Genomic DNA, 21,891 nt, shown 5'->3' with positions numbered 1-21,891 from the left:
AGCATGGTGTGGTGAACGCCGTCGCCCTTCAGCCGGCAGTCGCGGAGGATCTTCCGCAGGCCGCCACCAGCGAGGGGTACTTGTCGTTCGGCGACATCGCCTTCTTCGGCCGGAACGGGTCGCGCGGACTGTCGTGCGGCCTGGCCTGCCACCCGGCCGGCAGCCACTCGTCCAGAGCATTCTGGAGCTCGGGGGCGGCCCAGACGGCCTGGTCCTCGACCCGCTCGCCGCGGTGCGAGACGTTGGCGCGGTGTCGCCGGCGACGTGCTGGCAGAACAGCGTGTCAATCGCGGAAGGTGCGGCCTCGACGGTGGTCTTGTCGGTGGCCTTGTCGGTCGGCGTGCGCGGGCGCGTTCCTTGCACCGAGATGCCCAGCCGGTCGCAGGCCCGGATGAACGTGTCGGAGATGAACACCTTACCGCCGTCCATGACGACCGTGTCCGGCACGATCACCGGCTTCGTGGCGGCCTGCTCCATCCGCGTGTCCACGTCCGGCAGTCGCCGGTGCGGCTCCGCGAGGCCGCCGTCCGCAGCGATGCCGGTCGGTTGCACGAGCCGTTGTGCACCAGGCATGGCTCGACTGATCGCCATCAAGATGGCTGGGGGGTGTCTCCGCGAGCGGAGCCGGCCGGAGTTGCGCGGCCTACCGGGGTTGTTGTTCGGCCGCCTCCAGCAGGCCGACGAACATGGTCCTGTGGAGCACTTCCACATGCCGGCGTGCGATGTCCACCGCCGCGGCGGGATCTCCGTCGCGGAGGGCGTCGACCAGGGCGTGGTGTTCCCGGTTGGACTGTCGTAGGGCGTCCATCGGGTAGGGCAGGTAGTAACGGTAGAGCTGTTGGAGCACGCTGCGGTACGCGTCGGTGGCGGCGCGGACACCGGCGGAGGCCGCAACGGCGAGGTGGAAGCGCTCGTCGCAGCCGTGGAACTCCGCCCAGGTCGGGACGTGGTCCATCTCGTCGGCCAGCCGCTTCAGGTGCCCGAGGCCGGCCTCGTCGGCGTTGCGGGCCGCCAGGTGGGCGAGGCCGCATTCCATGACGAGCCGCTGGTCGATCAGCGCGTGCACCTCGGTGTTCTGGGCACGGTAGGCGTCCATCTCGCCCACGGCTCCCCGGGCCGGCCGCTGGGCGACCAGGGTGCCTCCGTTGCGGCCCCGGCGGCGCTCCAGCACGCCGTCCCGGCACAGCGAGGTCAGGGCCCGGCGGACGGTGATGTCGCCGACGTCGAGCGCTGCGGCGATCTGGTCGGTCGGCGGGAGCTTCTCGCCTGGAGTGAGCAGTCCCAGGTCGACGGCGAGTGCGATGCGGGCGCGCACCGTGTCCAGCGCGGTGAGCCGGCGGATGCCGTTGAGCGCGGGGTCGTTGAACGGCAGGGCCACCGTGTCGGCCACCGGTGTGCCGGGGCCGTCCTGGGGGTGAGGCATGACGCCCAATGTAGCGAGCCCAGGTAACAGATCAAAATGAGCCTGTTGAATAACAGCTCAGCTTGAGTTAATTTCCTCGCCATGTCCCGCCCCCTCCCCATCGCCCTCGTCCAGGCGCCTTCCCGCCCCGCGACAGCGCCCCTGTCCGGATTCGCCGAGGACGTCGAGCAGCTACTGGCCCGTTTCCCGCACACCCGCCTCGTGGTCTACCCGGAGCTGCACCTGTGCGGTGTCGACGGCCCGCCGGCATCCACCGAACAGCTTCAGGAAGCCGCCGAGTCCATGAGCGGCCCGCGGTCCCGGCACCTTGCCGAGCTGGCCGGCGACCTCGGTATCTGGCTGGTGCCGGGCACCGTGTGCGAGCGCGGCGAGAAGGGCGAGTTGTTCAACACGGCGCCGGTCTACTCACCCGACGGCCGCCTCGCCGCCGCGTACCGCAAGATCTTTCCGTGGCGGCCGCACGAGCCGTACGACCCCGGTGACCGCTTCGTCGTCGTGGAACTGCCCGGCATCGGCCGCCTCGGCATCGCGATCTGCTACGACGCCTGGTTCCCTGAGGTGGCGCGCCATCTGGCCTGGCTGGGCGCCGAGGTGATCGTCAACCCGGTCATGACCACCACGGCGGACCGTGCCCAGGAACTCGTCCTCGCCCGGGCCAACGCCATCGTCAACCAGGTCTTCGTCCTCAGCGTCAACGCCGCCGGCCCCGTCGGCACCGGCCGGAGTCTGGTCGTGGACCCCGAAGGGCGGGTGCGCGCCGAGGCCCCCGACTCGGCCGCCACCACTCTGACCGACGTGCTCGACCTGGACGACGTCACCCGTGTCCGCACCTTCGGCACGGCAGGACTGAACCGCATGTGGGACCAGTTCACCGACGCCGACACCCCGCTGGAACTGCCGCTCTACGGCGGTCGTATCGACCCCGGCCGCTGGCGTCCCAGCACCGGCTGACCCTCCCACCCCGCTGACCGTCCCCCTCGGAGCACATTATGGAGAACACCCCCGCTCAGGGCCTGACCCGTGCGCTCACCCTCAGATCCGTCGTTCTGTTCGGCCTCGCCTACATGACCCCGATGATCGTGCTCGGCACCTTCGGTGTCGTGGCCGAGAGCACCGGCGGTGCCGTCCCCACCGCCTATCTGCTGGCCCTGGTCGCCATGCTGTTCACCGCGCACAGCTATGGGAAGATGGCCGCCGCCCACCCCGTAGCCGGATCCGCGTACACCTATGTCCGCCGGGCCATCGACTCCCGGGTCGGCTTCCTGATCGGCTGGGCGACTCTGCTCGACTACTTCTTCCTGCCCATGGTCATCTGGCTGATCGGCGGGGCATATCTCCAGGCCCAGTTCCCCAGCGTGCCGTTCTGGGTGTGGATCGTCGGCTTCATCGCCCTGACCACTGCACTGAATGTGCGGGGCATCAAGACGGCGGAGCGGGCCAACGATCTCCTCATGGCCTTCCAGGTGCTGGTGATCGGCATCTTCGTCGCCCTGTCCCTGCGGCACGTGCTCGATGCCGGAGGTGCCGGTGCGCTGGCCGGCGCCGCACCATTCGCCAATGACGCCACCACCCTGGCGGGCATCTCCGCCGGAGCCGCCATCGCGGCCTACTCCTTCCTCGGCTTCGACGCGGTCACCACGCTCACCGAGGAGACCATCGAGCCGAAGCGCACCATGCCCCGGGCCATCGTGCTGATCGCCCTGATCGGCGGTGGCATCTTCGTGGCCGTCGCCTGGGCAACCCAGCTGGCACACCCCGGCAGCACCTTCGACGACCCCGACTCGGCCGCCTTCGAAATCGCCAAAACCATTGGCGGCGACCTGTTCTCGTCGGTCTTCCTGGCCGGCCTGGTCGTCGCCCAGTTCGCCTCCGGCATTGCCGCCCAGGCGAGCACCTCCCGGCTGCTTTACGCCATGGGCCGCGACTCCGTCCTCCCGCGTCGCCTCTTCGGCCGCATCCATCCCCGCTACCACACCCCCGCTCTCAACATCCTCCTCACCGGCGCTGTCGGCCTGATCGCCCTGCGCCTCAGCCTTGCGACCTCCACCTCTTTCATCAACTTCGGCGCCTTCATCGCCTTCACCTTCGTCAACCTCGCCGTCATCGCCACTTACCTGCGCGAACGCCGCGCGGGCCGCCGCCCCGGCCTGCTGGGCCACATGATCGCTCCTGCGATCGGCGCCACGGTCGACGTCTGGCTCCTGACCAACCTCGACGGCAAGGCCCTCATCCTCGGGCTCATCTGGCTCGCCCTCGGCCTCTGCTACCTGGCCTACCTGACCCGAGGTTTCCGCACCCCTCCACCCGAGCTGACTTTCGAGGAAGAGCACCACACCCTCCCCGATCGGGTGTGAAGCCGCCCCGCCGCTCGACGTGAGACCATTCGCACCGGTCACGCGAGAACCGCCCGTCGCTCCGCGGTCAGCCCGCCTCCTTGCGGATACCTCGTGCAACCGGGCTACCGCGGCGACCGCCCCTTGTCAGCCACGACATCACGCCAACGACATCAGTAACCGGCTCGGCCGTCGCCTGCACGGAAGGCCGGTCGCGGACGGCTGCGGACTTGACCGTGCCGGCGGGGCCGGCCGCCCCGGGGTCCGCAGCGGGCGGGGCTCATCGACAGCGGCCGTTCCCTCGTGCTTCGTTACTCGACATCGCGAAACGTGGAGAACGGCCGCCTCCGCTGTCCCGTAAGGAACAGCAGGTCAGCAGGACGAGTGACCCACGAGGTCACACGCCGAGCTCAGCGACAGGAGTGGCTGGACCCGGCACAAGGCACGGGCCGGCATGGACATCCACTCGGGCGAACACGCGGTGAAGCAGGCGAAGGGACTCGCTCAAACGGGAACCGATCACGCTGAAGCGCGAACCGAGAGGACCGTATTGTGCGCACATTCCTCGCCGTCGCCGGCGTCACCTTCACCACTGCTGTACTCGGCCCCGGCGCTGTTCCTGCCGCGGCTGCCGCCGGCACCGGCGCGGCCACTGGCACCCTGATCGTCAACGACGTCCCGCACACCAACCCGCACGGATGCCACCCGTCGAACGCTTTCCTGGTGTCCGTCGTCAACCACACGGATCGGACGGCCTACGTCTACCCGAACGGCGGCTGCTTCGGCCAGTACGAGGGCTGGGTGCTGCCCGGCGGCCAGGCCGTCATGAACGGCTCTTCCGTCTACATCGACTAGCCCCGGACGACAGCCCGCCACTCCGCCAGAGAAGGACGTTCACATGACCCGCGTACTGGTGACGGGGTTCGAGCCGTTTGCCCAGGACACCTACAACCCCTCCTGGGCCGCCGCCCAGCTCCTCCAGGACAACCCTCCGGACGGCATGGAGGTGACGGCCGTCCAGCTCCCCTGCGTCTTCGGCAAGTCGCTGCACGTGCTGCGCCAGGCTGTGCTGGAGACGGACCCGGCACTCGTCGTGTCGCTCGGCCTCTCCCCCCGCAACGGCATCTCGGTCGAGCGCGTCGCCATCAACATCAACGACTGCCCCATCCCCGACAACGCCGGCCGCCAGCCCGTCGACGAGCACATCGTCCCCGACGGACCCGCCGCCTACTTCTCCACCCTCCCGATCAAACGCTGTGTCACGGAGGTGCACCAGCAGACCGGGTTGAAGTCCGAGGTCTCCCAGACCGCCGGGACGTTCGTGTGCAACCACGTCTTCTACGGCCTGATGCACCTGCTGGCCACCGAGGGCAAACAGCGGCGCGGCGGCTTCGTGCACATCCCGCACACCCCGGAGATGCCCGCAGCCGCCAACCACTTCGTCCCCTGGCTCCCGGTGGAGGACACGGCCAGGGGCCTGCGCGTCGTCCTGTCGACCGCGCTCGCCCACGACACGGACATCGCCGTAGCCGCCGGCGCCACCCACTGACCTCACGCACACCGTCCCCGCCCGGGCCGACACTCCGAGCCGGCCCGCATCGGCATCAAGAGGCGGAGTCGTCTCCAATGGCTGCTCAATACCGGACGGACCGTCGTGGACAGCACCGGATGCAGGACAGCGAGCAGCCCCGCCCGTACCCGAGTCGGAGCTGCTCGCTGAGGTCAGACGGTCAAGGAGCCATCCGGAAGTGGGACCGCGTTCGATCGGCCTACAAGCCGTCGACAGACCACCAGACCTTCTCGACGTTGCTGTTCGGCTCCAGAACGACGACTTCCCCGAGGTTGTTGCCGTAGTACGGGGTCATGATCTGACGCGCGGAGCGGCTGTAGATCTTGTACGCGCCGTCGACAAGCCGCTGGGTGAGCTCCCACTGGAACTCCAGGCCGGTCCCGCAGGTCCCCTCGGTGACCCGCGGCTTGTTGAACCAGGGAGCACCGGGCTTGAGGCACATGCCGGTCTTGGTGTTACGGATGATGAAGACGTAGCCGGCGACGGGCTGGAACTCCCACTGGTCGGCTCCGAGGGTCTGGCCGCGGTCCCAGACGTAGTGCACCCATCCGTCCTGGAAGCCGTCGCCCCAGTTGTGCGGCAGCAGACTGCCGCCGGTCTTGATGTTGACGATGTGGGTGGTCAAGGGCTGCGCGTGGGCGCTGGTGGCGGTCGCGGCCGAACCGAGCAGCCCGCCAAGCAAGCCGAGGACGACAAGGAGTCGGGTCAGGAGGCGATGCATCGAAGGTCCTTTCCGTGGTGCGATCCGCCGCCGGGTCGGCCGCACCAGACGCCGCCCGGACAGGCGAGTGACACTGCGTAGCACAATCCATCCCCATGAACACGGAAAGTGAAGGGCGGGTGGGACTGGCCAAATCGGCGCGTCAGGTTTCGATGGCTGCTTCGCTTGCCGCTTGCCGCCGTCCTGCCACCGTTACGCCCTTCTCCAGTCCAGACGCGCTCATCGGCATCATCGACCTCGCCGGTCATGACCGAAAGCAACCCTCCACACGTCCCCGCTCACCCTTGCCAGGGGTGAAAAAATGGACGGAAGATTGACGCCCCGGCCGGCGCGCTCAGACACACTCGCCCACGAGCCGGAGCCTCCGGCCAGCGGCGCGTCCGTCGATTGAGCTGGCCGCTTCACAAAGCCAACGCGCCTCACTCCACTGTCTCGGCCCCGGCCAGAACCTGCTTCGGCCACACCGGCCAGGCCGGACCGTTTCCGCGGTGAGGCACCTCCCCCAACCGGGCGGACACCCGCCGACTGCTCTCCCCTGCCGCGGAGCGGGCCGCTGTCACTGAGCGTCCGCGCCCCTCATCCCGCCTGAGGGCGGCGGTTGTCGCAGTCGAGCCAATCGTGATCAAAGACTGCAGGGCGTTAGGGACGCGACGGCGGTGGCGGCTCTCCCGCCCGTACTGGGCGATGACCCCCGGCGGGCGTTGCCGTCGGCGTCCAGCAGCGGCCGGTGGTGGTCGCGGCCGAAGCGCCGGAAGGCGAGCCCTGCCGGGTCGTGTTCGCGCAGCTGGTCCAGTGTGGTCGCCACGATCGGGATGCAGCGGTCGTAGGAGTGGTTGTCGTCCTCGGGATGTCACCGTCCCTGCCAGTGGTGCCGGGTGAGCTCGGTGACCCTGGCCATCTGGCACCCCTCGGCACCGTCCGCAACGCCGTACCGCCGTCCGTCCAACTCACCGTCCCTGGATCACCGGACTCGACAAGCTCACACTGGCCCACTCCACTTCGTCGAGGCCGGAGACACCTCTCGAATCCTTTTCCTCGGCAGTTGCTCTTATGGGTGTACGGACCTTCGGGTCGTCGCGTCGAGGAGGTCGTCGTGATCGAAGTCGTAGTCGCCGTGGTCGTCGGCGCACTGGTGCTGTGCAGTTGTGTGCTGTTCCTGCGTAAGAGGGAGGGATCGCGTGGCTAGCCCTACGAGGTCATCATGGCCGGCGGCGCAGCTCGTAGCCGCGGCTCAGAGCGGGGACGAAGCGTCGATCGCCGCCTTGGTGTCAGGTGCGCATCCGCACGTTCGGCGCTTCGCGTTCTCGCTGTGTGCGAGCAGTCAGGACGCAGAGGACGCTGCTCAGGAAGCCATGATCGTTCTGTTTAGCAGGATCGGAACGCTACGAGCGGTCGGCGCTCTTGCCTCGTGGATGTTCCAGATCGTGCGGCACGAATGTCTGCGGCGAGCACGGGCCATGTCGGGTCGGCAGGAACGGGTGGCCGAGGCAGCCACCCCATCGGCCGAGGACGACGTGCTGGCCAGGCTGGAGATCGAGCGCGTGGCCGCGGCCATCGCGTCGTTGCCCGCGGACCAACGCCGTGTGCTGATCATGCGCGACGTACAGGGACTGCCGGGACGCACCGTCACCGGGCTCCTCGGGCTCAGCACAGCCGCGATGAAGTCCCGGCTGCACCGTGCCCGAGCCGCCTTGCGTGCAGATCTTGAGATCCACGACGAGAGCACACCGCAATGACGGCGCGAGTCGTCCCAGATGAGGCAGTGTTCGCCAGTAGCTCGGTGCTCGTTCACTTGGCACGGGGGCGCTGAACCAGGACCCGGGCCGCAGCGCCCGCCGGCGCGCCGCCCACTGGGCGCTCAAGCCCGCGCCGTTCGAGCCACTGGCTTCGGGCTGCTCGCCGGATCGGTCGCGTGGATTCCCGCGGTGGGCCCGTTCAGCCTGCTGCTGGCGCTGTTGGGTGTTGCGACGCTACGTGGCTGTCCCCTGTGCTGGGCGATCGGGCTGGCACAGACTATTTCGTTCGGGCGTTTGGAACGGTCGTGCGCGGTTGGTCGATGTCGGGTGATGTCGCGGCGCGCGCTGAGGCCCGCGTCCACGGCAGTGCCCGGCACGGATGCCGCTGGAGCGGCGTCCTGGACCGCCCGGCGGGCGGAGCGGGCCCGCCCTGTTGCCGCTGGACAAGCTGCCTCGATCCGCCCCGGGGCCCGAGCAAGCAGCAAGGCGTGACCGATGTCTACGAGACACTCCCGCCCTTCAGCGGCCTGCGCATCTACATCTTGAAAGGCCTGTGCATGGAATATTGGTCATCGCAACCCGGATCTCGAGGCGTGCTGTTGGTACACGGTGCATGGCACACCGGCAGCGCCTGGAACGGTGTAGCCGACTCACTGCGCCGGCTCGGTGTCCCCGTCGCTGTCGCCGAACTGCATCGTGGGTCACTGGCCGCCGATATCGCCGCGGCCGAGAGCGCGCTGAACGGGATAGTGGGAGCCGGCCCCGTCGTGGCCTGCGGACATTCCTACGGAGGCACGGTCATCACCGGCCTGCCCCCGGAGAAGATCGCCCATCTCGTGTACCTCGCGGCTCCCATGCCCGACATCGGCGAGTCCAGTCTGGCGCTTCTCTCGGGTGCGCCACCGAGCGATCTGTTCACCCACGTGGTCGGCGACCTCCACGGCATCACCACGATCGACCCGGCCGCAGCCGGAGAACTGTTCCATTCCCACCTCCGAAAGGAGCAACGCGCCGTACACGTCGCATCCCTCGTGGCCCAGTCGATGGCAGCCGGCTACGAACCGATCACCAGTGCCGCCTGGCACACCCGGCCCAGCACCTTCGTCGTCTGCGCCGACGATCGTGTCGTGAACCCGGAACTGCAACGCCGCCTCAGCAAACGGGCGACCCACACCGTCACCTGGGACAGCGACCACGGCGTCTTCGCGTCGCACGAGGCAGACACCATCGAACTGCTCAGCCGCCTGGCCGCAGACGCGAGGTGAATGGGTGAGAACGTGACCGAGGCCGGGAACGTTGCGGCGGCGGAGGCGCAGTCTGTGCAGGTGCCCTTGGTTCCAACGGGATCCGGAAGTGATCCTCGTTGAGAAGAACTCATCGGATGCGTCTGCCTCCGCGTCAGCCGACGCGGACGCAGACGATGCTGGTGAAGGCGGGAAAGCGCTCGGCTTTGCGTGCGCAGCGGCGATGCCGGCGGTGGCAAGCCCTGTGTTCGAAGGCCGCCACCACTTCGGAGACGGACAACGGCCGCCGGTCCCGAAGCATCACGCGGCAAGCATGAGCCGACGCTGTACCGGGCGCAGTGCCGGCGCAGAGTATGTGCCACCGTTGCCGGCTCCAGCGCTGAGGAAAGCCCGGCAGGGCACGGAGGTCGTTCTCCTCGCTCACGACGAGGCAGCGGCCGCCGACCCCTCGCGCAGGGCCTGGGCCATTGCCTCGCCGAACGTTCGGGGCGGCTGGTCGAGCAAGGCGCGGATGGCAGTGGCGTCGCCGATCATGTCGGAGTCGCTGCCCGCGCCGACGAACCCGCTGATCGCGCCGGGTGGCATTTTCGCAGCACGCTCGACGAGCGGAGCGATACAGGCGATCGCACGGCGCGGAAGGTGGATCTTCGTCGGACGGCGGCGGCCCAGGTGCTCGGCGGCCAGGTCCATCATCTCGTCGATGGTGAGCACGTCGTCACTGCCGACATCGAAGTGCCGACCGAACGAGCGGGGCTCGTCCAGCAGCACGACGAGCTGATGCGCCAGGTCATCGACCGCCACCGTGCGGAACCGCTGATGCCGGCTGCTCAGCAAGACAGCCGCGCGGCTCCGGGCGCCTCGTTCGACCATACCGAACCCGCTACCGCCGTGGCCCACGATCATGCCGGGCCGCAGGACCGTCACGTCCAGGCCGCTGGCGAACAGCAGTGACTCGATCCGGGCGCGGCCGCGCGTCCAGGAACTGGAAGCATCCGCGGCGACTCCGATGGAGGTGACATAGAGCAACCGATCCACCCCGTTCGCCCGGCAGGCCGCGACGATATTGCCCACACCGGCCACTTCGACGTCGACGAAGTCGTGACCCGCCTTGCGGGCGGGCTGCGCGGACAGGGTGTGGACGCACACGATCACCGCACGGGCCTGCCGGACAGCGCCGGCCACCGCGTCGGCGTCCAACATGTCGCCTTGCGCGATCTCCACCCGATCGTCGAACAGACCTGCCGCCCGGGCCGGTTCCCGGACCAGGCTCCGCACCCGGTGTCCGGCACCGGTCAGGGCCGATACCACCCGTCGCCCCAGGAACCCGGTACCACCGATCACCAGCACCACCTGGCCGCTGTCCGAATCCGTCATGGTCGCGCCACCCATCAGTAATGACATGTCGTGTCATCACTGACGTTAAGTGATGACACGACATGTCGTCAACCGGTAGGATGTCCACTATGGCCAGATGGGAGCCGGGCGCAGCACAGCGGTTGCAGCAGGCGGCGATGGAGCTCTTCGCGGAACGCGGGTTCAGCAACACCACGATCCCCGACATCACCAGCCGTGCCGGCCTGACGACCAGGACGTTCTTCCGCCACTACAACGACAAGCGCGAGATCCTGTTCGTCGGCGAGAACGAACTGCCGGAGGTGGTGAGCCGCTTGTTCGCACAGGCACCGGTCGAGTTCGCCCCCATCGACGTCATCGTCCACGGACTGCAGACTGTTGTCGCCTCTCGCCTCGAGACCCAGCGCGCCGCCCTCCGGGCACGCCGGGAGATCATCAACTCCGACGCCGGACTACAGGAACGGGAAGCACACAAACTCGCCTGCCTGGCCCGCGCCGGCACGACGGGATTCGCCGCACGCGGACTGACGCCCCCGCAGGCCGCGATCGCCGCATCCCTCGCCGTCACCGTCTACGACGTCGCGTTCAACCAATGGCTCGACACCGATGACCCCACGTCCTTCGCCGACGCGGTCACCTCGGCCGCCGCCACCCTGAAAACGGTCATGGCGTGGCCCCCGGGCGACGGCCGCAGCGCACGTCCCACCCTGTGATGAGAAGACGTCACTTACTCTCGCTGCTGTCGTCATCCACATAGAGACAGAAGGGGTGACCAGCAGGGTCGAGCATCACCCTGACGTTGTCCTGCGGCTGATACCCGGCCTCCCGCGCGCCGAGCTCCAGCGCATGGGCTACGGCGGCCTGCAGATCGACGACTTCGAAGTCCAGGTGCATCGTCATCCGCTGGGCGTCGTCCTGGGCGGGCCAGACCGGGGGAACGTAGCCGTCCGAGAGCTGGAAGGCCATGTAGCCCACACTCTCCGAGGGCGCGACAGCCGCCCCGTCAGGCTCTTCCTTGGTGATCTCCCAGCCCAGGAGGTCCGAGTAGAAGCGGGCGAGCGCCCGCGGATCGGGCGCCTCAAGCACGACGCCCCACCAGTCGTGTCTCGACATGCGAGGGGTACCGGGCTCATGACTGGGTCGTCCATGCATGCCGCCGACTCCCTCCGGTTGCCCCGCCGTAGATCCTCTTCAACAGCTGACCTCCGGACCCTATCGACCGACGGGCACGAGGACCAGGAGCTCTTGGCACAGAAGGCTGTGCATGCTCCCTGAGCTGATCTGCTTCATTGTGTTGACCGTTCGTTCGCGGCACCGTTCACGGCGCTGGATTCCGGGCACGGCTTCCCCCAGAGTGTCGGTTGTGCGTGCTGCCACGGTGTCCCCGTTGACACCCGTACTCGGCCCCGGGCCCGCCCGGCGGGCCCACCGGTCAGAGCTGCGAGCCTCCGGTGGCGTCGATGACCTGCCCGGTCACCCAGCGGGCGTCGTCGGAGGCGAGGAAGGCCACCACGTCTGCCACGTCCTCGGGGCGGCCCACCCGAAGTCGTCGACCGGTACGGCGGCACGTTCGGCGCCTTCATGGACAAGGCGCTCACCGAGGAGAGCGACCCGCGCACGGGCTTCGCGCGGATGCTGCACGAGGCTGCCACGGCTTACACCGATCCCGGGCATCCCGCGGGATGCCTGGTCATCACGGCCGCGACCAACTACTCCACGCTGACCGCCGACATCGAGCAGGACCTGCGCGAACGCCGCAGAGCGAACGTACGGTCCTTCGAGACCCGGCTGGAGGACGCCCGGAGCCGTGGCTCGCTCGGCAAGGACACCGACACCCGTGCCCTTGCCGTCTACTTCGCCGCAGTGGTCCAGGGCATGTCGCAGCAGGCCCGTGACGGCGCCACCACGGAGGAGCTGCGCCGCGTGGCCGAGTTCGCCATGACCGTCTGGCCTCCTTCCAGCGCCTCCTGAACTGCCGGAACCGAGAAGGTGTGCCGACCTCCGGTGCCACACGGGTGTGTGCCGCGGCGAGAGGCCGGCCTTCAAGAGCCGGGCGGTTCCTCCTCGTCCGCGCGGCACAGCCGGGACGCCGCGTGCGCGTACCGCTCATCGAGCTTCAGGGCTGTGAAGGCGTGGTCGAGTCCGCGTTTGAACGTCTCACCGGCGCGTCTCCATACGGCGAGGCCGGCCGTCCGTGACGGCGGCGCGCCGGTCGCACGGCCAGGCCACTTTGTCCGTCCAGCCGGACCGGACGAGGTGCGCGAGCATACGGCTGGCCGCCGAGACGCTCAGGCCCAGCCGTCGGGCGACGCCGCTGACGGTTGCGGGCACCGGCTGCTCGCCGGCCAGCACGCCCAGTGCCGTCAGTCGGCCCAGTGCACGTTGTGGCGAAGCGTCAGCATCCGGTCCCGTCGGCCCTCCAGCAGGGAGAACAGAGGAACGACACGCTCCCAGAGCTGGGAGACGGCCCGACGGGTCCTGAACCCGGGCTGTCACCTGGTCCCGGGCTCGTGGGGCCGGGGTTGTCCCTGCGGAGCCGCCCCGGCGCCGCCCCACCATCGGCCGCGGAGACCGGGCGAGCCCGGACCCGCGCATCGGGGCAGGACGCCGACTCCGGCGGATCGCACGGTGAGCGGCGAACGGCGGCCCTGACGAAGGCACCGTCCCGAGCCACGCCCCGGTCGGGAAGTGAGCGGGGACACTCGGGACGGTGCCGTGGGCGCCGGAGGAGCTGAGCGGGCCGATGGATCCGGCCGCGGTGGGGAGGCCGCGGAACTCAGGGAGCGGCCTCGACGTCACGAGGACGCCCCTCGCGCCGGAGGCAGAGGTTCGGCCGTGGGTACCGACGGGACCGGCGAGCCTCGCGGCACCGGTCGGCTCGTCCTGGGCGGCGACGTCGTCGAAGCCGGTGACGGCGGGGTACCGGTAGGGGCCGAGGCGCAGCGCGAGCAGCGCGCAGAGGATCAGCACGCCGGCGACGTAGAACATGAGGGTGTCATAGCTGCCCAGCCTGTCGTAGCCGAGGCTGATGACCGGCGGGCCGAACGCCGAAGTCGTCGTGATCGCTGCGTGGAGGATCCCGAGGAGCGTGCCGAAGTGGCGCATGCCCAGGTAGCGGCTGACGAGGAACGGCAAGAGGTCTATCTCGACCCCGAACGCGATCCCGATCAGCGCCGTACCGACGGCCGCGCCGGCGAACGGGGCGTGCAGCAGGAACACGCCGGCGACGGGACAGACGATCACCAGGGCGCAGGTCACGGGTGCGTGGACGCGGTCGAGGAGGAGGCCCCCGAGCGCTCGGCCCAGCAACGACGTCACGCCGAACAGTGTCACCAGGACAGCGGCCTGATTGGGCGTTATCCCTTTCATGCTGGTGTGCGATGGTGCGTGGTCGGGATCGGGGCGGCGGCGCCGCTCACGTCGCCCCGGCCCGACCTCACCCGTGTGCGACGAGGGGATCCAGGTCGCCCGTGATCCGGCCCCGGCGGATCGGGACGCAGTCCGCGGGCAGGTCCGGGGTGATCTCCACCTGGCTCTCGAGCACCCTGTCCAGGAAGGTGGGAAGATGCTTCATGGCATCCGCGGCGACGTCGGGCAGGACGAGCAGCATCCATGGCCGGCGCTGGATGTCGAGCAGAGCCCGCTCACACCAGCCGTCCGGGTCTTCCCAGTCCCGGGGAACGCTGTTCCACAGCGCCACGGTGTACTGCTCGGCCGTCAAGTGTTCGACGGCCTCTTCGCTGAAGAGATGCGGGCCGAGGTGCCCGCCGCCCCCGAAGGGCCTGAACAGCTTCTCGTCGCCGGCCAGGCTGCCGAGGAGCTGCTGCATGTCGGAGATCTCACGCTGTACCGTCTCCCAGCCGGGGCTCTCCCCCGGCGAGGTCGTGTGGGTCATGGAGTGGTTGCCGAAGGCGTGGCCCGCCGCTGCGACGTCTTCCAGTACCCCGCGGCCGCCAGGCTGGTGCATCTGGGCGCCGACGGGGAAGAACGTGGCGGTAAGGCCCCGCGCCGCCAGCTGCCTCAACCTCAAGAACGCCGTCCGCACCTTCCCCTACACGGACCCGATCGCGCAGGTGGTGAGCAACGCCGCCGCGCTGGCCCGGGAGTTCCGCGGCCGCAAGATGCCCGTGGTGCTCACCAAGGCCGACTCCCGGGGCGCCAAGCGCGGCCGGGCGGACGCCGCGACGAGCTTGCAGCAGATGAGGGACAAGCTGCCCGCGAACTGGGCGGAGGTCATGGAGGAGCTGGAACCGGCGGACGACGACCTGCTGCTCGTCAAGCAGCACTGGGGGGGCGTTCACCGGTACCGGCCTCGCGGAGTTCCTGACGGAACGCGGGATCACCCAAGTGGTGGTGACCGGAGTGGCGACCGCCTTCGGCGTCGAATCGACCGCCCGGCAGGCGAGTGAACTCGGGTTCAGCGTCACGCTGGTCACGGACGCCATGACCGACATGGACGCCCAGGCTCAGGCGAACAGCATCGAGCGCATCTTCCCCCGGCTGGGAGAGTGCGGCACCACGCGGGACGTCGTCGAACGCCTCGCCGGCCGCTGAGCGAACGCCGCCCGCGGGAACGTGGCAGCCCGGTCGGAACGGTCCTCGCAGAGGCTGCTCCGACCGGCAGGGCCTGCGACAGGTGCGGAGCGGACGCCGCCCTGCCCGACGACCCCGGTGCGCCCGCCGCCCCGGACGCCCGTCAGGGCCCCACTTCCCGGGAGCGGCAGTACCAGGATGCGGCCGGTCGGTGCTGCGAGATGGACGCATGAGTGCATCCGGTGAGCCGGCCGCCGTGCTGCGGGCGTGGCGTGAACGGCTGGCGACCCGGGCCGTGGGTCTGCCGGTGGGCGCCACCCGGCGCACCAGCGGGCTGCGGCGTGAGGAGCCGGCCGTTCTCGCGGAGGTGTCGGCGGACTGCATCGTGCGTCTGGGCAGGGCCGGGCCTCCGCGCCGCCGGCAACAGGTGTGCGGCGCGCCGGCCCGTGCCCTTCAGCGCCGGCCCGTGCCCTTCAGCTCAGTGACGCCGAACAGGACCACCTGTTTGCGGCTCGCCGGGCACGCCACCGGAGGCGGGCGCATCAGCAGCTTCGCGCCGGCCGGCCTGCGCCGTGCTGGTGGAACGCACGGCTGACCGGCCCGTGGTCGTCTTCGACGCGATGGGGGACGTGCTGCTCCAAGCGGATGCGGGCGGCCCTGACGGGCGATCCCTCCGACTTTCGGTGTCTCCGTGGCCGCGGACCTGCGCCGCACTGTGGGCCGGTGCCCGGACGACCCGAGTGGCCGAAGCTCGTCGAACGGCTGCGCGAGAGAAGTGATCGCTTCCGCGAGCTCCGGGAGCGTCACGAGATCGCCGGACACGACGCCGGCACCAAGTGGATCACCCACTCCGCGATCGGGCTGCTGGAACTGGACTGCGCGAACCTCCAAAGTCCGTCCCGTCGGGCGGGAGGCCATCACCAGATCTCTGCCGGAGCGCCCGTCAGGCGGGCCGCCGCGACGGCGCGAGACGGTGAGCCGTCGAGGTGTGCACAGTCCGCCGCGTGACTACCGCAGTGTTGCACGGAGGCCTCTGCCCCCGGTGCCGCCGCCCTCTCACGCCGCGCACGACCGCCGAAGTCCGCTCGTACACGCCACACCCTCACGCGGATCGACCGGGCGTCTCACCGCGACAGCCACGCCGGCAAGCCGGGGCGGGCAGACGGCGTTATTGACAGGTGCGCGACAGTCCGACTCAATGGGAGCGCTCCCATAGCCATGTCACCGTCTCCGGGAGGTACCAAGCCCATGCCTGCTCCGCCCCTTCCCGCTCTCCGGAGCGTGCGGCAGGACCGACGGGCGACCCGCCGTGCGGGGCGGCTCGCTGCCGTCCTGACCGGTTGCCTGCTCGCCGCCGCCCTGCCCGCCACCACCGGGCACGCCCGGTCCGCGACCCCTGCCGGCGCCGCCGTCCACGAGGCGGAGGACGGCGACCTGCGAGGCGTCACCGTGGCCTCCACCGCCTCCGGTTTCTCGGGGACCGGCTACGTCGAGGGCTTCGACACGGCCGACGACCAGGTCACCGTCACGATCCCGGACAGCCCCGGCGGACTCCACGACCTGACAGTGCGCTACCGCGCGCCCTACGGTTCCAAGGTCACCTCGCTGCTGCTCAACGGCGGGGGCGCGGGCGACGTGCCGCTGCCCGAGTCGCAGGTCTTCACCAGCGCCGACGCCGGCCGCGTACTGCTGCGGCCCGGCGACAACACCGTCACCTTCCGCAGCAACTGGGGCTGGTACGAGATCGACGCCATCAGCGTCAGCCCCACACCCCCGCGCGGTCCGCACCGGGTCGTCGGCACCCCGGCGGACCCACGGGCCACACCCGAAGCACGGTCTTTGCTGCGCTACCTCACCGACAACTACGGCGAGCACACCCTCAGCGGCCAGCAGGACATGGACTCCCTCGCCTGGGTCGAGGACAACGTGGGCCGCCCCCCGGCCGTCGCGGGCCTGGACATGATGGACTACTCCCCCAGCCGGGTGGAGCGCGGAACCTCCTCCAAGGAGGTGGAGCACGCCCTGGCCTGGCACGGACGAGGCGGCATCACCGCCTTCGTCTGGCACTGGAACGCCCCCGCCGGCCTGGTCGACGAGCCCGGCAGGGAGTGGTGGCGCGGCTTCTACACCGATGCGACCACCTTCGACCTGGCCGCCGCCCTGGCCGACCCCTCCTCGGAGGAGTACCGGCTCCTGCTCCGCGACATCGACGCCGTGGCCGCCCAGCTCTCCCGCCTCCGGGACGCGGGCGTTCCCGTCCTCTGGCGGCCCCTGCACGAGGCGGAGGGCGGCTGGTTCTGGTGGGGCGCCAAGGGCCCGGGGCCGGCCAAGGAGCTGTACCGGCTGATGTACGACCGCCTGGTCGGCCACCACGGCCTGCACAACCTGCTGTGGGTGTGGAACTCCCTGGACCCCGGCTGGTATCCGGGGGACGACGTGGTCGACATCGTCAGTGCCGACATCTATCCGCCCGCCGGCGACCACAGTGCCCAGAGCGGGGCGTACGAACGGCTGGTGGAGCTGGTGGACGACACCAGGCTGGTCGCCCTCAGCGAGAACGGGCCCATCCCGGACCCCGACCTGACCCGTGCCTACCAGGCCCACTGGAGCTACTTCACGACCTGGAGCGGTGGCTTCGTCAAGGACGGCGTCAGCAACTCGCGGGCCCACCTGGACCACGTCTACCACCACCGGGACGTCATCACCCTCGACGAGCTGGGCGACTTCACCCACCACGGCGGCTGCAGGGCCGACTGGGAGGTCGTCGGCGACTGGGACGACGGCCACCTGGTCAAGGTCACCGTCACCAACGAGGGTGACAAGCCCCTGCCCGGCTGGCGGGTCGGGGCCAACCGGGCACCGGGCACCACGCTCAACGACCACTGGAACGCCCGGGTGGACACCACGGCCACCGGCTGGTCGGCCCGGAACCTCCGCTGGAACGCCGTCCTGGAGCCCGGCCGGGGAACCTCCTTCTATCTCAGGTGGACCACCGCCGAACCAGTGGCACTGTCACCGTCGCTGAGCTGCGGTCCTGACGAACTGGTGCACGGTAGGCGGTGAGGCGTCGCGGCGTCGTGGGTCTCGGTGGGACTCGGCGTTTCGAGGGAGAAGACGTGATCGCGGGCCGTCAGTGGGGCATCGCCGGAACATCGTTCTCGGTGGCGTCTTGCGCCGGGATGCCGTCGGTGCTTCCGGTAGCGGTGTCCTCGTGGCCCTTGGTTCTGATGAGTACGGCGGAGACCGCGGCCGCCGCGACCAGGATGCCGACCGCCCACCAGATGGCGGTGGTGTAGCCGTGTACGGCACCGAGGTTGGCGAAGTCCGTGCGGCCGAGGGTCGTGGCCTCGGTGGCGTGGGCGGCCAGCCATGAGGTGGTGGCGGAGGCGGCGATGGTGTTGAGCAGTGCGGTGCCGATGGCGCCGCCGACCTGTTGTGAGGTGTTGACCATGGCGGAGGCAACGCCGGCGTCGCGCGGCTCGACGCCGGCGGTGGCGAGGGACGTGGCCGGCATGAAGGCCGTGCCCAGGCCCACGCCCAGCAGCAGCAGTGCGGGAAGCATGCGCGAGGAGTACGACGAGCCCGGTTCTATCTGGGTCAGCGGGATCAGGCCGGCCGCGGCCACCAGAAATCCCGGTGCCATCAGCAGCCGTGGCGGGAAGCGGGTCATCAGGCGGGCGCCGATCTGGGTCGAGCCCACGACGATGGCCACGGTCATCGGGAGGAAGGCCAGGCCGGACTTGACCGGGCTGTAGCCCTGCACGACCTGAAGGTAGTAGGTCAGGAACAGGGAGATGCCGAACATCGAGATGGTGGAGAGGGCGAAGGCGAGGTACGCGCCGCCGCGGTTGTGGTCGAGCAGTACGCGCAGCGGCAGCAGCGGGTGCCTGACCTTGGACTCGACCAGCGCGAACGAGCCCAGCAGCACCACGGTGGCGACGAACAGGGAGATGGTCACGGCGTCCGACCAGCCGTCGGACTCGGCGCGGGTGAAGCCGTAGACCAGGGCGACCAGGCCGGTGGTGGCCAGCAGCACGCCGGGGATGTCCAGGCCGGAGCGGTTGCGTGTGCCTTTGGGCTCTCTGATCGCGAAAAGGGCACCGAACACGGCGACGACGGCGAAGGGGAGGTTCACGAAAAACGTCCAGCGCCAGTTCAGGTACTCGGTGAGCAGGCCGCCGAGGACCAGACCGATGCCGCTGCCGGCACCGGCGACGGCGCCGTAGACACCGAATGCCTTCGCACGTTCCTTGCTGTCGGTGAACATGACAGCCAGGAGTGACAGTGCGGCAGGGGCGAGCAGCGCGGCGAAGACGCCCTGCGCGGCTCGGGAGACGAACAGCATCGCCTCGTTCGAGGCGGCACCGCCGAGTGCGGAGGCTGCGGCGAAACCTATCAGGCCGGTGACGAAGGCGTTTCTGCGGCCCCACAGGTCGGCTGTCCGGCCGCCGAAGAGCAGCATGCCGCCGAAGGCCAGGGCGTACGCGGTCACCGCCCACTGGCGGTTGGCGTCGGAGATGCCGAGGTCCGACTGGACCGAGGGCAGGGCGATGCTGACGATGGTGGCGTCCAGTACGACCATCAGCTGGGCGACGGCGATGAACGCCAGGGCCGTCCAGCGTTTCGGGTCGGCCGTGTGTGGTTTCTGTACTGCGGCTTCAGACATGAAGGAGTGTTTCAGGGTGGGCGGAGTGGAAGCGCGCGACGGCTGGGGCGCGTGGCCCGGAGGAGGGCCGCCGGCGGACGGCATGTCAGGCCGCCGCCGGGGGTCACCGCGGGACCGCCGACGGAAGCCGAAGGGGCCGGTCGGCGATCCGGGCCGTGCCCGGCCGCAGCGTCGGCCCCGACCGGGCAGCACGGTTGCGGTGAGGGGGCACTCGCCCCTGCGCTCGACATCCGTTGCGGTCGATCTGGCCGGCAGGCTGTCGGGGTGTACGGCCGACCGCGCCTCCCCGGCCGTGATCCGACCGGGTCCGGGGTCGGCGCCGGGCGTGGGTCAGGAGCGGCTCTGGGCTTCGCGCTCCCCCTCGGGGCCGGGGCCGCCGGTGAAGAAGTCGATGAAGCTGGTGGGAGCGTTGTCGCCGAGGCAGATGTCGATGATGTCGCGGGCGTCTTCGTAGAAGCGGGCGCTGCGCGGGAACATGTCCTGCTCGTAGGCGGTGAGGGCCGCTTCGGTGTCCTCGGGATGGGCGGCGATGGCCGATCCGAGTTCGGCGCCGTCGAACATGGCGAGGTTGGCGCCGTCGCCGGAGGGCGGCATGAGGTGCGCGGCGTCGCCGATGAGGGTCACCCCGGGAACGCGGTCCCAGCGGTGTCCGTCGGGGAGGGCGTGGATCATGCGTGCGACGGGGGCGGTCTCGCCGTCGGTGATCAGGGCGGTCAGCTCGGGCGCCCAGCCCTCGAACTCGGCGGCGATCCGGGTGCCGGCGGCGGCCGGGTCGGTGAAGTCGATGTCGTTGATCCACTCGGCGGAGCGGTTCAGCTCGACATAGGTGTGCAGGATGTTCCCCGCTTCGCGGTGGGCCACGATGCCCTTGCCGGGGGCGAGCGCGTACATGGCCCCCTTGCCGACGGCGGCGGCGGTGGCGGGGTGGCGTTCGTCGACATCGTGGAGGTAGGTCTCGACGAAGGTGGTGCCGGTGTAGGCGGGCTTGGCGTCCGACAGCAGCGGCCGGACCTTGGACCAGGCGCCGTCGGCGCCGACGAGGAGGTCGCTGGTGACGGTGGTGCCGTCGGTGAACGTCACTTCGTGGCGGCCGCCGCCGAGGGAGCGGACACCGGAGACCTTGCGGCCCCACCGGACCGTGCCCGCGGGCAGGGAGTCGAGCAGGATCTGGCGCAGATCGCCGCGCAGGACCTCGGGGCGGGCCGTCGAGTCGTCGCCCGGAACGTCGAGGAGCAGTTTGCCGTCCTTGTCGAGTACGCGGGAGGCGTCGGCGCCCTCGTGGATGATCGCGTGGAACTCGTCGGTGAGGCCGGCGTCCGCGAGGGCCCGCTGCCCGTCCTCCTCGTGGATGTCGATCTGGCCGCCCTGGGTGCGGGCGGAAGGTGAGGGGTCGGACTCGTAGACCGTCGCGGCGATGCCGTGGACGTGGAGAACCCGAGCGAGGGTCAGGCCGCCGAGGCCCGCGCCGATGATCGTCACAGGTGTCATGGGGGTTGTCATGGTGGCTCCTCACGGTGCAAGAGTGGAACGACGTTCCAGCCCTAGGTTGGAACAAGGTTCCAGTCATGTCAAACTGGTCCTCATGACGACCAGACAACACCGGGAAGCGAGGCGCGCCGACGCGCTGTCCAAGGAGCGCATCGTCGAGGCCGCGATCGAGATGCTCGACGCCGGAGGCGAGAAGGCGCTGACCTTCCGCGGCCTCGCCGAGCGCCTTTCCACCGGGAGCGGGGCGATCTACTGGCACGTCGCCAACAAGGACGACCTGCTCGCGGCCGCCACCGACTGCGTCATCGCCCACGCCGTGACGGACGTGGCCGGCGACGCCGGCCCGAGGAACACGATCCGGACCATCGCCCTGGGAGTGTTCGACGCGATCGACGCACACCCGTGGGTGGGCGCGCAGCTCGCCCGCCGGCCCTGGCTGGCGGCGCTGCCGCACATCTTCGAGGGCTTCGGCAGTCAGCTGGAGGCGCTCGGCGTTCCCGAGCCCATGCTCTTCGACTCCACGTCCGCGCTCGTGGCCCACGTCCTCGGCGTCGCCGGTCAGAACGCCGCCAACGGTCGCCTGTACGCGCAAGGGACGGACCGTGTGGCCGTCCTCGGCACGGTCGCCGAGCAATGGGCTCGGCTCGGCCCCGAGCGGTTCCCTTTCGTGCACCGGGTGGCGGCGCAGCTGCCCGGGCATGACGACCGTGTGCAGTTCCTCGCCGGGGTCGACCTCTTCCTGAGGGGCGTCACGGCCGCCCACTGACCTGGTCCGCGATCTGTGCGGCGGGGTCGTGGGGTGGTTGGCTTCTTCGTTCGCTGCT

General features: G+C 69.9%; 23 protein-coding genes and 1 pseudogene. 15 read left to right on the top strand and 9 right to left on the bottom strand.

The window, feature by feature from the left end; genetic code table 11:
* Positions 1 to 643: 643 nt before the first annotated feature.
* Positions 644 to 1,423 carry a FadR/GntR family transcriptional regulator gene (locus tag ACFF45_RS29405; protein WP_381349729.1) on the bottom strand — a complete coding sequence of 260 codons (780 nt, stop codon included), beginning with the start codon at positions 1,421 to 1,423 and terminating at the stop codon, positions 644 to 646.
* Between the two features lie 81 nt (positions 1,424 to 1,504).
* Here ACFF45_RS29405 and ACFF45_RS29400 point away from each other — a divergent pair, with 81 nt between their 5' ends.
* The 4 genes from ACFF45_RS29400 (at position 1,505) to pcp (ending at position 5,305) form a co-directional block, all read left to right on the top strand.
* Complete coding sequence (locus ACFF45_RS29400; RefSeq protein ID WP_381349727.1) at positions 1,505 to 2,374, top strand: carbon-nitrogen hydrolase family protein; 870 nt, start codon at positions 1,505 to 1,507, stop codon at positions 2,372 to 2,374.
* Positions 2,375 to 2,412: 38 nt separating this feature from the next.
* Positions 2,413 to 3,777, top strand: a complete 1,365-nt coding sequence (locus ACFF45_RS29395; RefSeq protein ID WP_381349725.1) for an APC family permease — start codon at positions 2,413 to 2,415, stop codon at positions 3,775 to 3,777.
* 531 nt (positions 3,778 to 4,308) lie between these two features.
* Entirely contained in the window at positions 4,309 to 4,611 is a 303-nt protein-coding gene (locus ACFF45_RS29390) for a hypothetical protein (protein WP_381349723.1), read from the top strand.
* 43 nt (positions 4,612 to 4,654) lie between these two features.
* Positions 4,655 to 5,305, top strand: a complete 651-nt coding sequence (gene pcp, locus ACFF45_RS29385) for a pyroglutamyl-peptidase I (protein ID WP_381349722.1) — start codon at positions 4,655 to 4,657, stop codon at positions 5,303 to 5,305.
* A 220-nt stretch (positions 5,306 to 5,525) separates the two neighbouring features.
* On the opposite strand, the gene ACFF45_RS29380 is transcribed toward pcp, so the two are convergent.
* Positions 5,526 to 6,047, bottom strand: coding sequence for an RICIN domain-containing protein (locus tag ACFF45_RS29380; protein WP_381349721.1), 522 nt, complete (start codon positions 6,045 to 6,047; stop codon positions 5,526 to 5,528).
* 95 nt (positions 6,048 to 6,142) lie between these two features.
* On the opposite strand from ACFF45_RS29380, the gene ACFF45_RS29375 reads away from it, so the two are divergent.
* The 3 genes from ACFF45_RS29375 (at position 6,143) to ACFF45_RS29365 (ending at position 9,048) form a co-directional block, all read left to right on the top strand.
* Positions 6,143 to 6,364 carry a hypothetical protein gene (locus tag ACFF45_RS29375; protein WP_381349720.1) on the top strand — a complete coding sequence of 74 codons (222 nt, stop codon included), beginning with the start codon at positions 6,143 to 6,145 and terminating at the stop codon, positions 6,362 to 6,364.
* Between the two features lie 828 nt (positions 6,365 to 7,192).
* Positions 7,193 to 7,783 (top strand): RNA polymerase sigma factor, encoded by a 591-nt coding sequence (locus tag ACFF45_RS29370; protein ID WP_381349719.1) that lies wholly within the window; start codon positions 7,193 to 7,195, stop codon positions 7,781 to 7,783.
* A gap of 488 nt (positions 7,784 to 8,271) precedes the next feature.
* Positions 8,272 to 9,048, top strand: a complete 777-nt coding sequence (locus ACFF45_RS29365) for an alpha/beta hydrolase (RefSeq protein WP_381349717.1) — start codon at positions 8,272 to 8,274, stop codon at positions 9,046 to 9,048.
* Positions 9,049 to 9,447: 399 nt separating this feature from the next.
* On the opposite strand, the gene ACFF45_RS29360 is transcribed toward ACFF45_RS29365, so the two are convergent.
* Positions 9,448 to 10,428: an SDR family oxidoreductase gene (locus ACFF45_RS29360; protein ID WP_381349716.1), complete on the bottom strand. Its 981-nt coding sequence runs from the start codon at positions 10,426 to 10,428 to the stop codon at positions 9,448 to 9,450.
* 62 nt (positions 10,429 to 10,490) lie between these two features.
* Here ACFF45_RS29360 and ACFF45_RS29355 point away from each other — a divergent pair, with 62 nt between their 5' ends.
* On the top strand, positions 10,491 to 11,093 hold the full coding sequence (locus tag ACFF45_RS29355; RefSeq protein WP_381349715.1) for a TetR family transcriptional regulator: 603 nt from the start codon (positions 10,491 to 10,493) through the stop codon (positions 11,091 to 11,093).
* A 10-nt stretch (positions 11,094 to 11,103) separates the two neighbouring features.
* Here ACFF45_RS29355 and ACFF45_RS29350 read toward each other — a convergent pair whose 3' ends face one another.
* Entirely contained in the window at positions 11,104 to 11,493 is a 390-nt protein-coding gene (locus ACFF45_RS29350; protein ID WP_381349713.1) for a VOC family protein, read from the bottom strand.
* Between the two features lie 319 nt (positions 11,494 to 11,812).
* Positions 11,813 to 11,923, bottom strand: a pseudogene (locus ACFF45_RS29345) (SDR family oxidoreductase); the annotation flags it as partial.
* A 38-nt stretch (positions 11,924 to 11,961) separates the two neighbouring features.
* Between ACFF45_RS29345 and ACFF45_RS29340 the strand changes: the two are divergent.
* A complete protein-coding gene (locus tag ACFF45_RS29340; protein WP_381349712.1) occupies positions 11,962 to 12,351 on the top strand; it encodes a TetR family transcriptional regulator C-terminal domain-containing protein in 390 nt (129 codons plus the stop codon).
* Between the two features lie 186 nt (positions 12,352 to 12,537).
* Here ACFF45_RS29340 and ACFF45_RS29335 read toward each other — a convergent pair whose 3' ends face one another.
* Both ACFF45_RS29335 and ACFF45_RS29330 read right to left on the bottom strand, forming a co-directional pair.
* The gene (locus tag ACFF45_RS29335) at positions 12,538 to 13,749 is read right to left on the bottom strand and encodes an MFS transporter (protein WP_381349711.1); all 1,212 of its coding nucleotides are present in this window, start codon (positions 13,747 to 13,749) and stop codon (positions 12,538 to 12,540) included.
* A 67-nt stretch (positions 13,750 to 13,816) separates the two neighbouring features.
* Positions 13,817 to 14,347, bottom strand: coding sequence for a polysaccharide deacetylase family protein (locus ACFF45_RS29330; RefSeq protein WP_381349710.1), 531 nt, complete (start codon positions 14,345 to 14,347; stop codon positions 13,817 to 13,819).
* 22 nt (positions 14,348 to 14,369) lie between these two features.
* Between ACFF45_RS29330 and ACFF45_RS29325 the strand changes: the two genes are divergently transcribed.
* The 5 genes from ACFF45_RS29325 (at position 14,370) to ACFF45_RS29305 (ending at position 17,976) form a co-directional block, all read left to right on the top strand.
* Positions 14,370 to 14,789, top strand: coding sequence for an isochorismatase family protein (locus tag ACFF45_RS29325; protein WP_381349709.1), 420 nt, complete (start codon positions 14,370 to 14,372; stop codon positions 14,787 to 14,789).
* A complete protein-coding gene (locus tag ACFF45_RS29320; RefSeq protein ID WP_381349730.1) occupies positions 14,704 to 14,934 on the top strand; it encodes an isochorismatase family protein in 231 nt (76 codons plus the stop codon). Before ACFF45_RS29325 ends, ACFF45_RS29320 begins: the two co-directional genes overlap by 86 nt.
* A 208-nt stretch (positions 14,935 to 15,142) precedes the next feature.
* Positions 15,143 to 15,508: a hypothetical protein gene (locus ACFF45_RS29315; RefSeq protein WP_381349707.1), complete on the top strand. Its 366-nt coding sequence runs from the start codon at positions 15,143 to 15,145 to the stop codon at positions 15,506 to 15,508.
* A 50-nt stretch (positions 15,509 to 15,558) separates the two neighbouring features.
* Positions 15,559 to 15,921 (top strand): MmyB family transcriptional regulator, encoded by a 363-nt coding sequence (locus tag ACFF45_RS29310; RefSeq protein ID WP_381349706.1) that lies wholly within the window; start codon positions 15,559 to 15,561, stop codon positions 15,919 to 15,921.
* A gap of 273 nt (positions 15,922 to 16,194) precedes the next feature.
* Positions 16,195 to 17,976, top strand: coding sequence for a glycosyl hydrolase (locus ACFF45_RS29305; protein WP_381349705.1), 1,782 nt, complete (start codon positions 16,195 to 16,197; stop codon positions 17,974 to 17,976).
* A gap of 67 nt (positions 17,977 to 18,043) precedes the next feature.
* Here ACFF45_RS29305 and ACFF45_RS29300 read toward each other — a convergent pair whose 3' ends face one another.
* Together ACFF45_RS29300 and ACFF45_RS29295 are read right to left on the bottom strand one after the other, a co-directional pair.
* A complete protein-coding gene (locus tag ACFF45_RS29300; RefSeq protein ID WP_381349704.1) occupies positions 18,044 to 19,579 on the bottom strand; it encodes an MFS transporter in 1,536 nt (511 codons plus the stop codon).
* Positions 19,580 to 19,909: 330 nt separating this feature from the next.
* Positions 19,910 to 21,079 (bottom strand): FAD-dependent oxidoreductase, encoded by a 1,170-nt coding sequence (locus ACFF45_RS29295; protein ID WP_381349702.1) that lies wholly within the window; start codon positions 21,077 to 21,079, stop codon positions 19,910 to 19,912.
* 82 nt (positions 21,080 to 21,161) lie between these two features.
* On the opposite strand from ACFF45_RS29295, the gene ACFF45_RS29290 reads away from it, so the two are divergent.
* Complete coding sequence (locus ACFF45_RS29290; protein WP_381349700.1) at positions 21,162 to 21,833, top strand: TetR/AcrR family transcriptional regulator; 672 nt, start codon at positions 21,162 to 21,164, stop codon at positions 21,831 to 21,833.
* Positions 21,834 to 21,891: the final 58 nt, after the last annotated feature.

This window comes from Streptomyces cinereospinus, assembly GCF_042430725.1.
In the GTDB taxonomy this organism is placed as follows: domain Bacteria; phylum Actinomycetota; class Actinomycetes; order Streptomycetales; family Streptomycetaceae; genus Streptomyces; species Streptomyces cinereospinus.
Note: the sequence above shows the minus strand (reverse complement) of the source record. Positions and strands in the feature narration are given on the sequence as shown.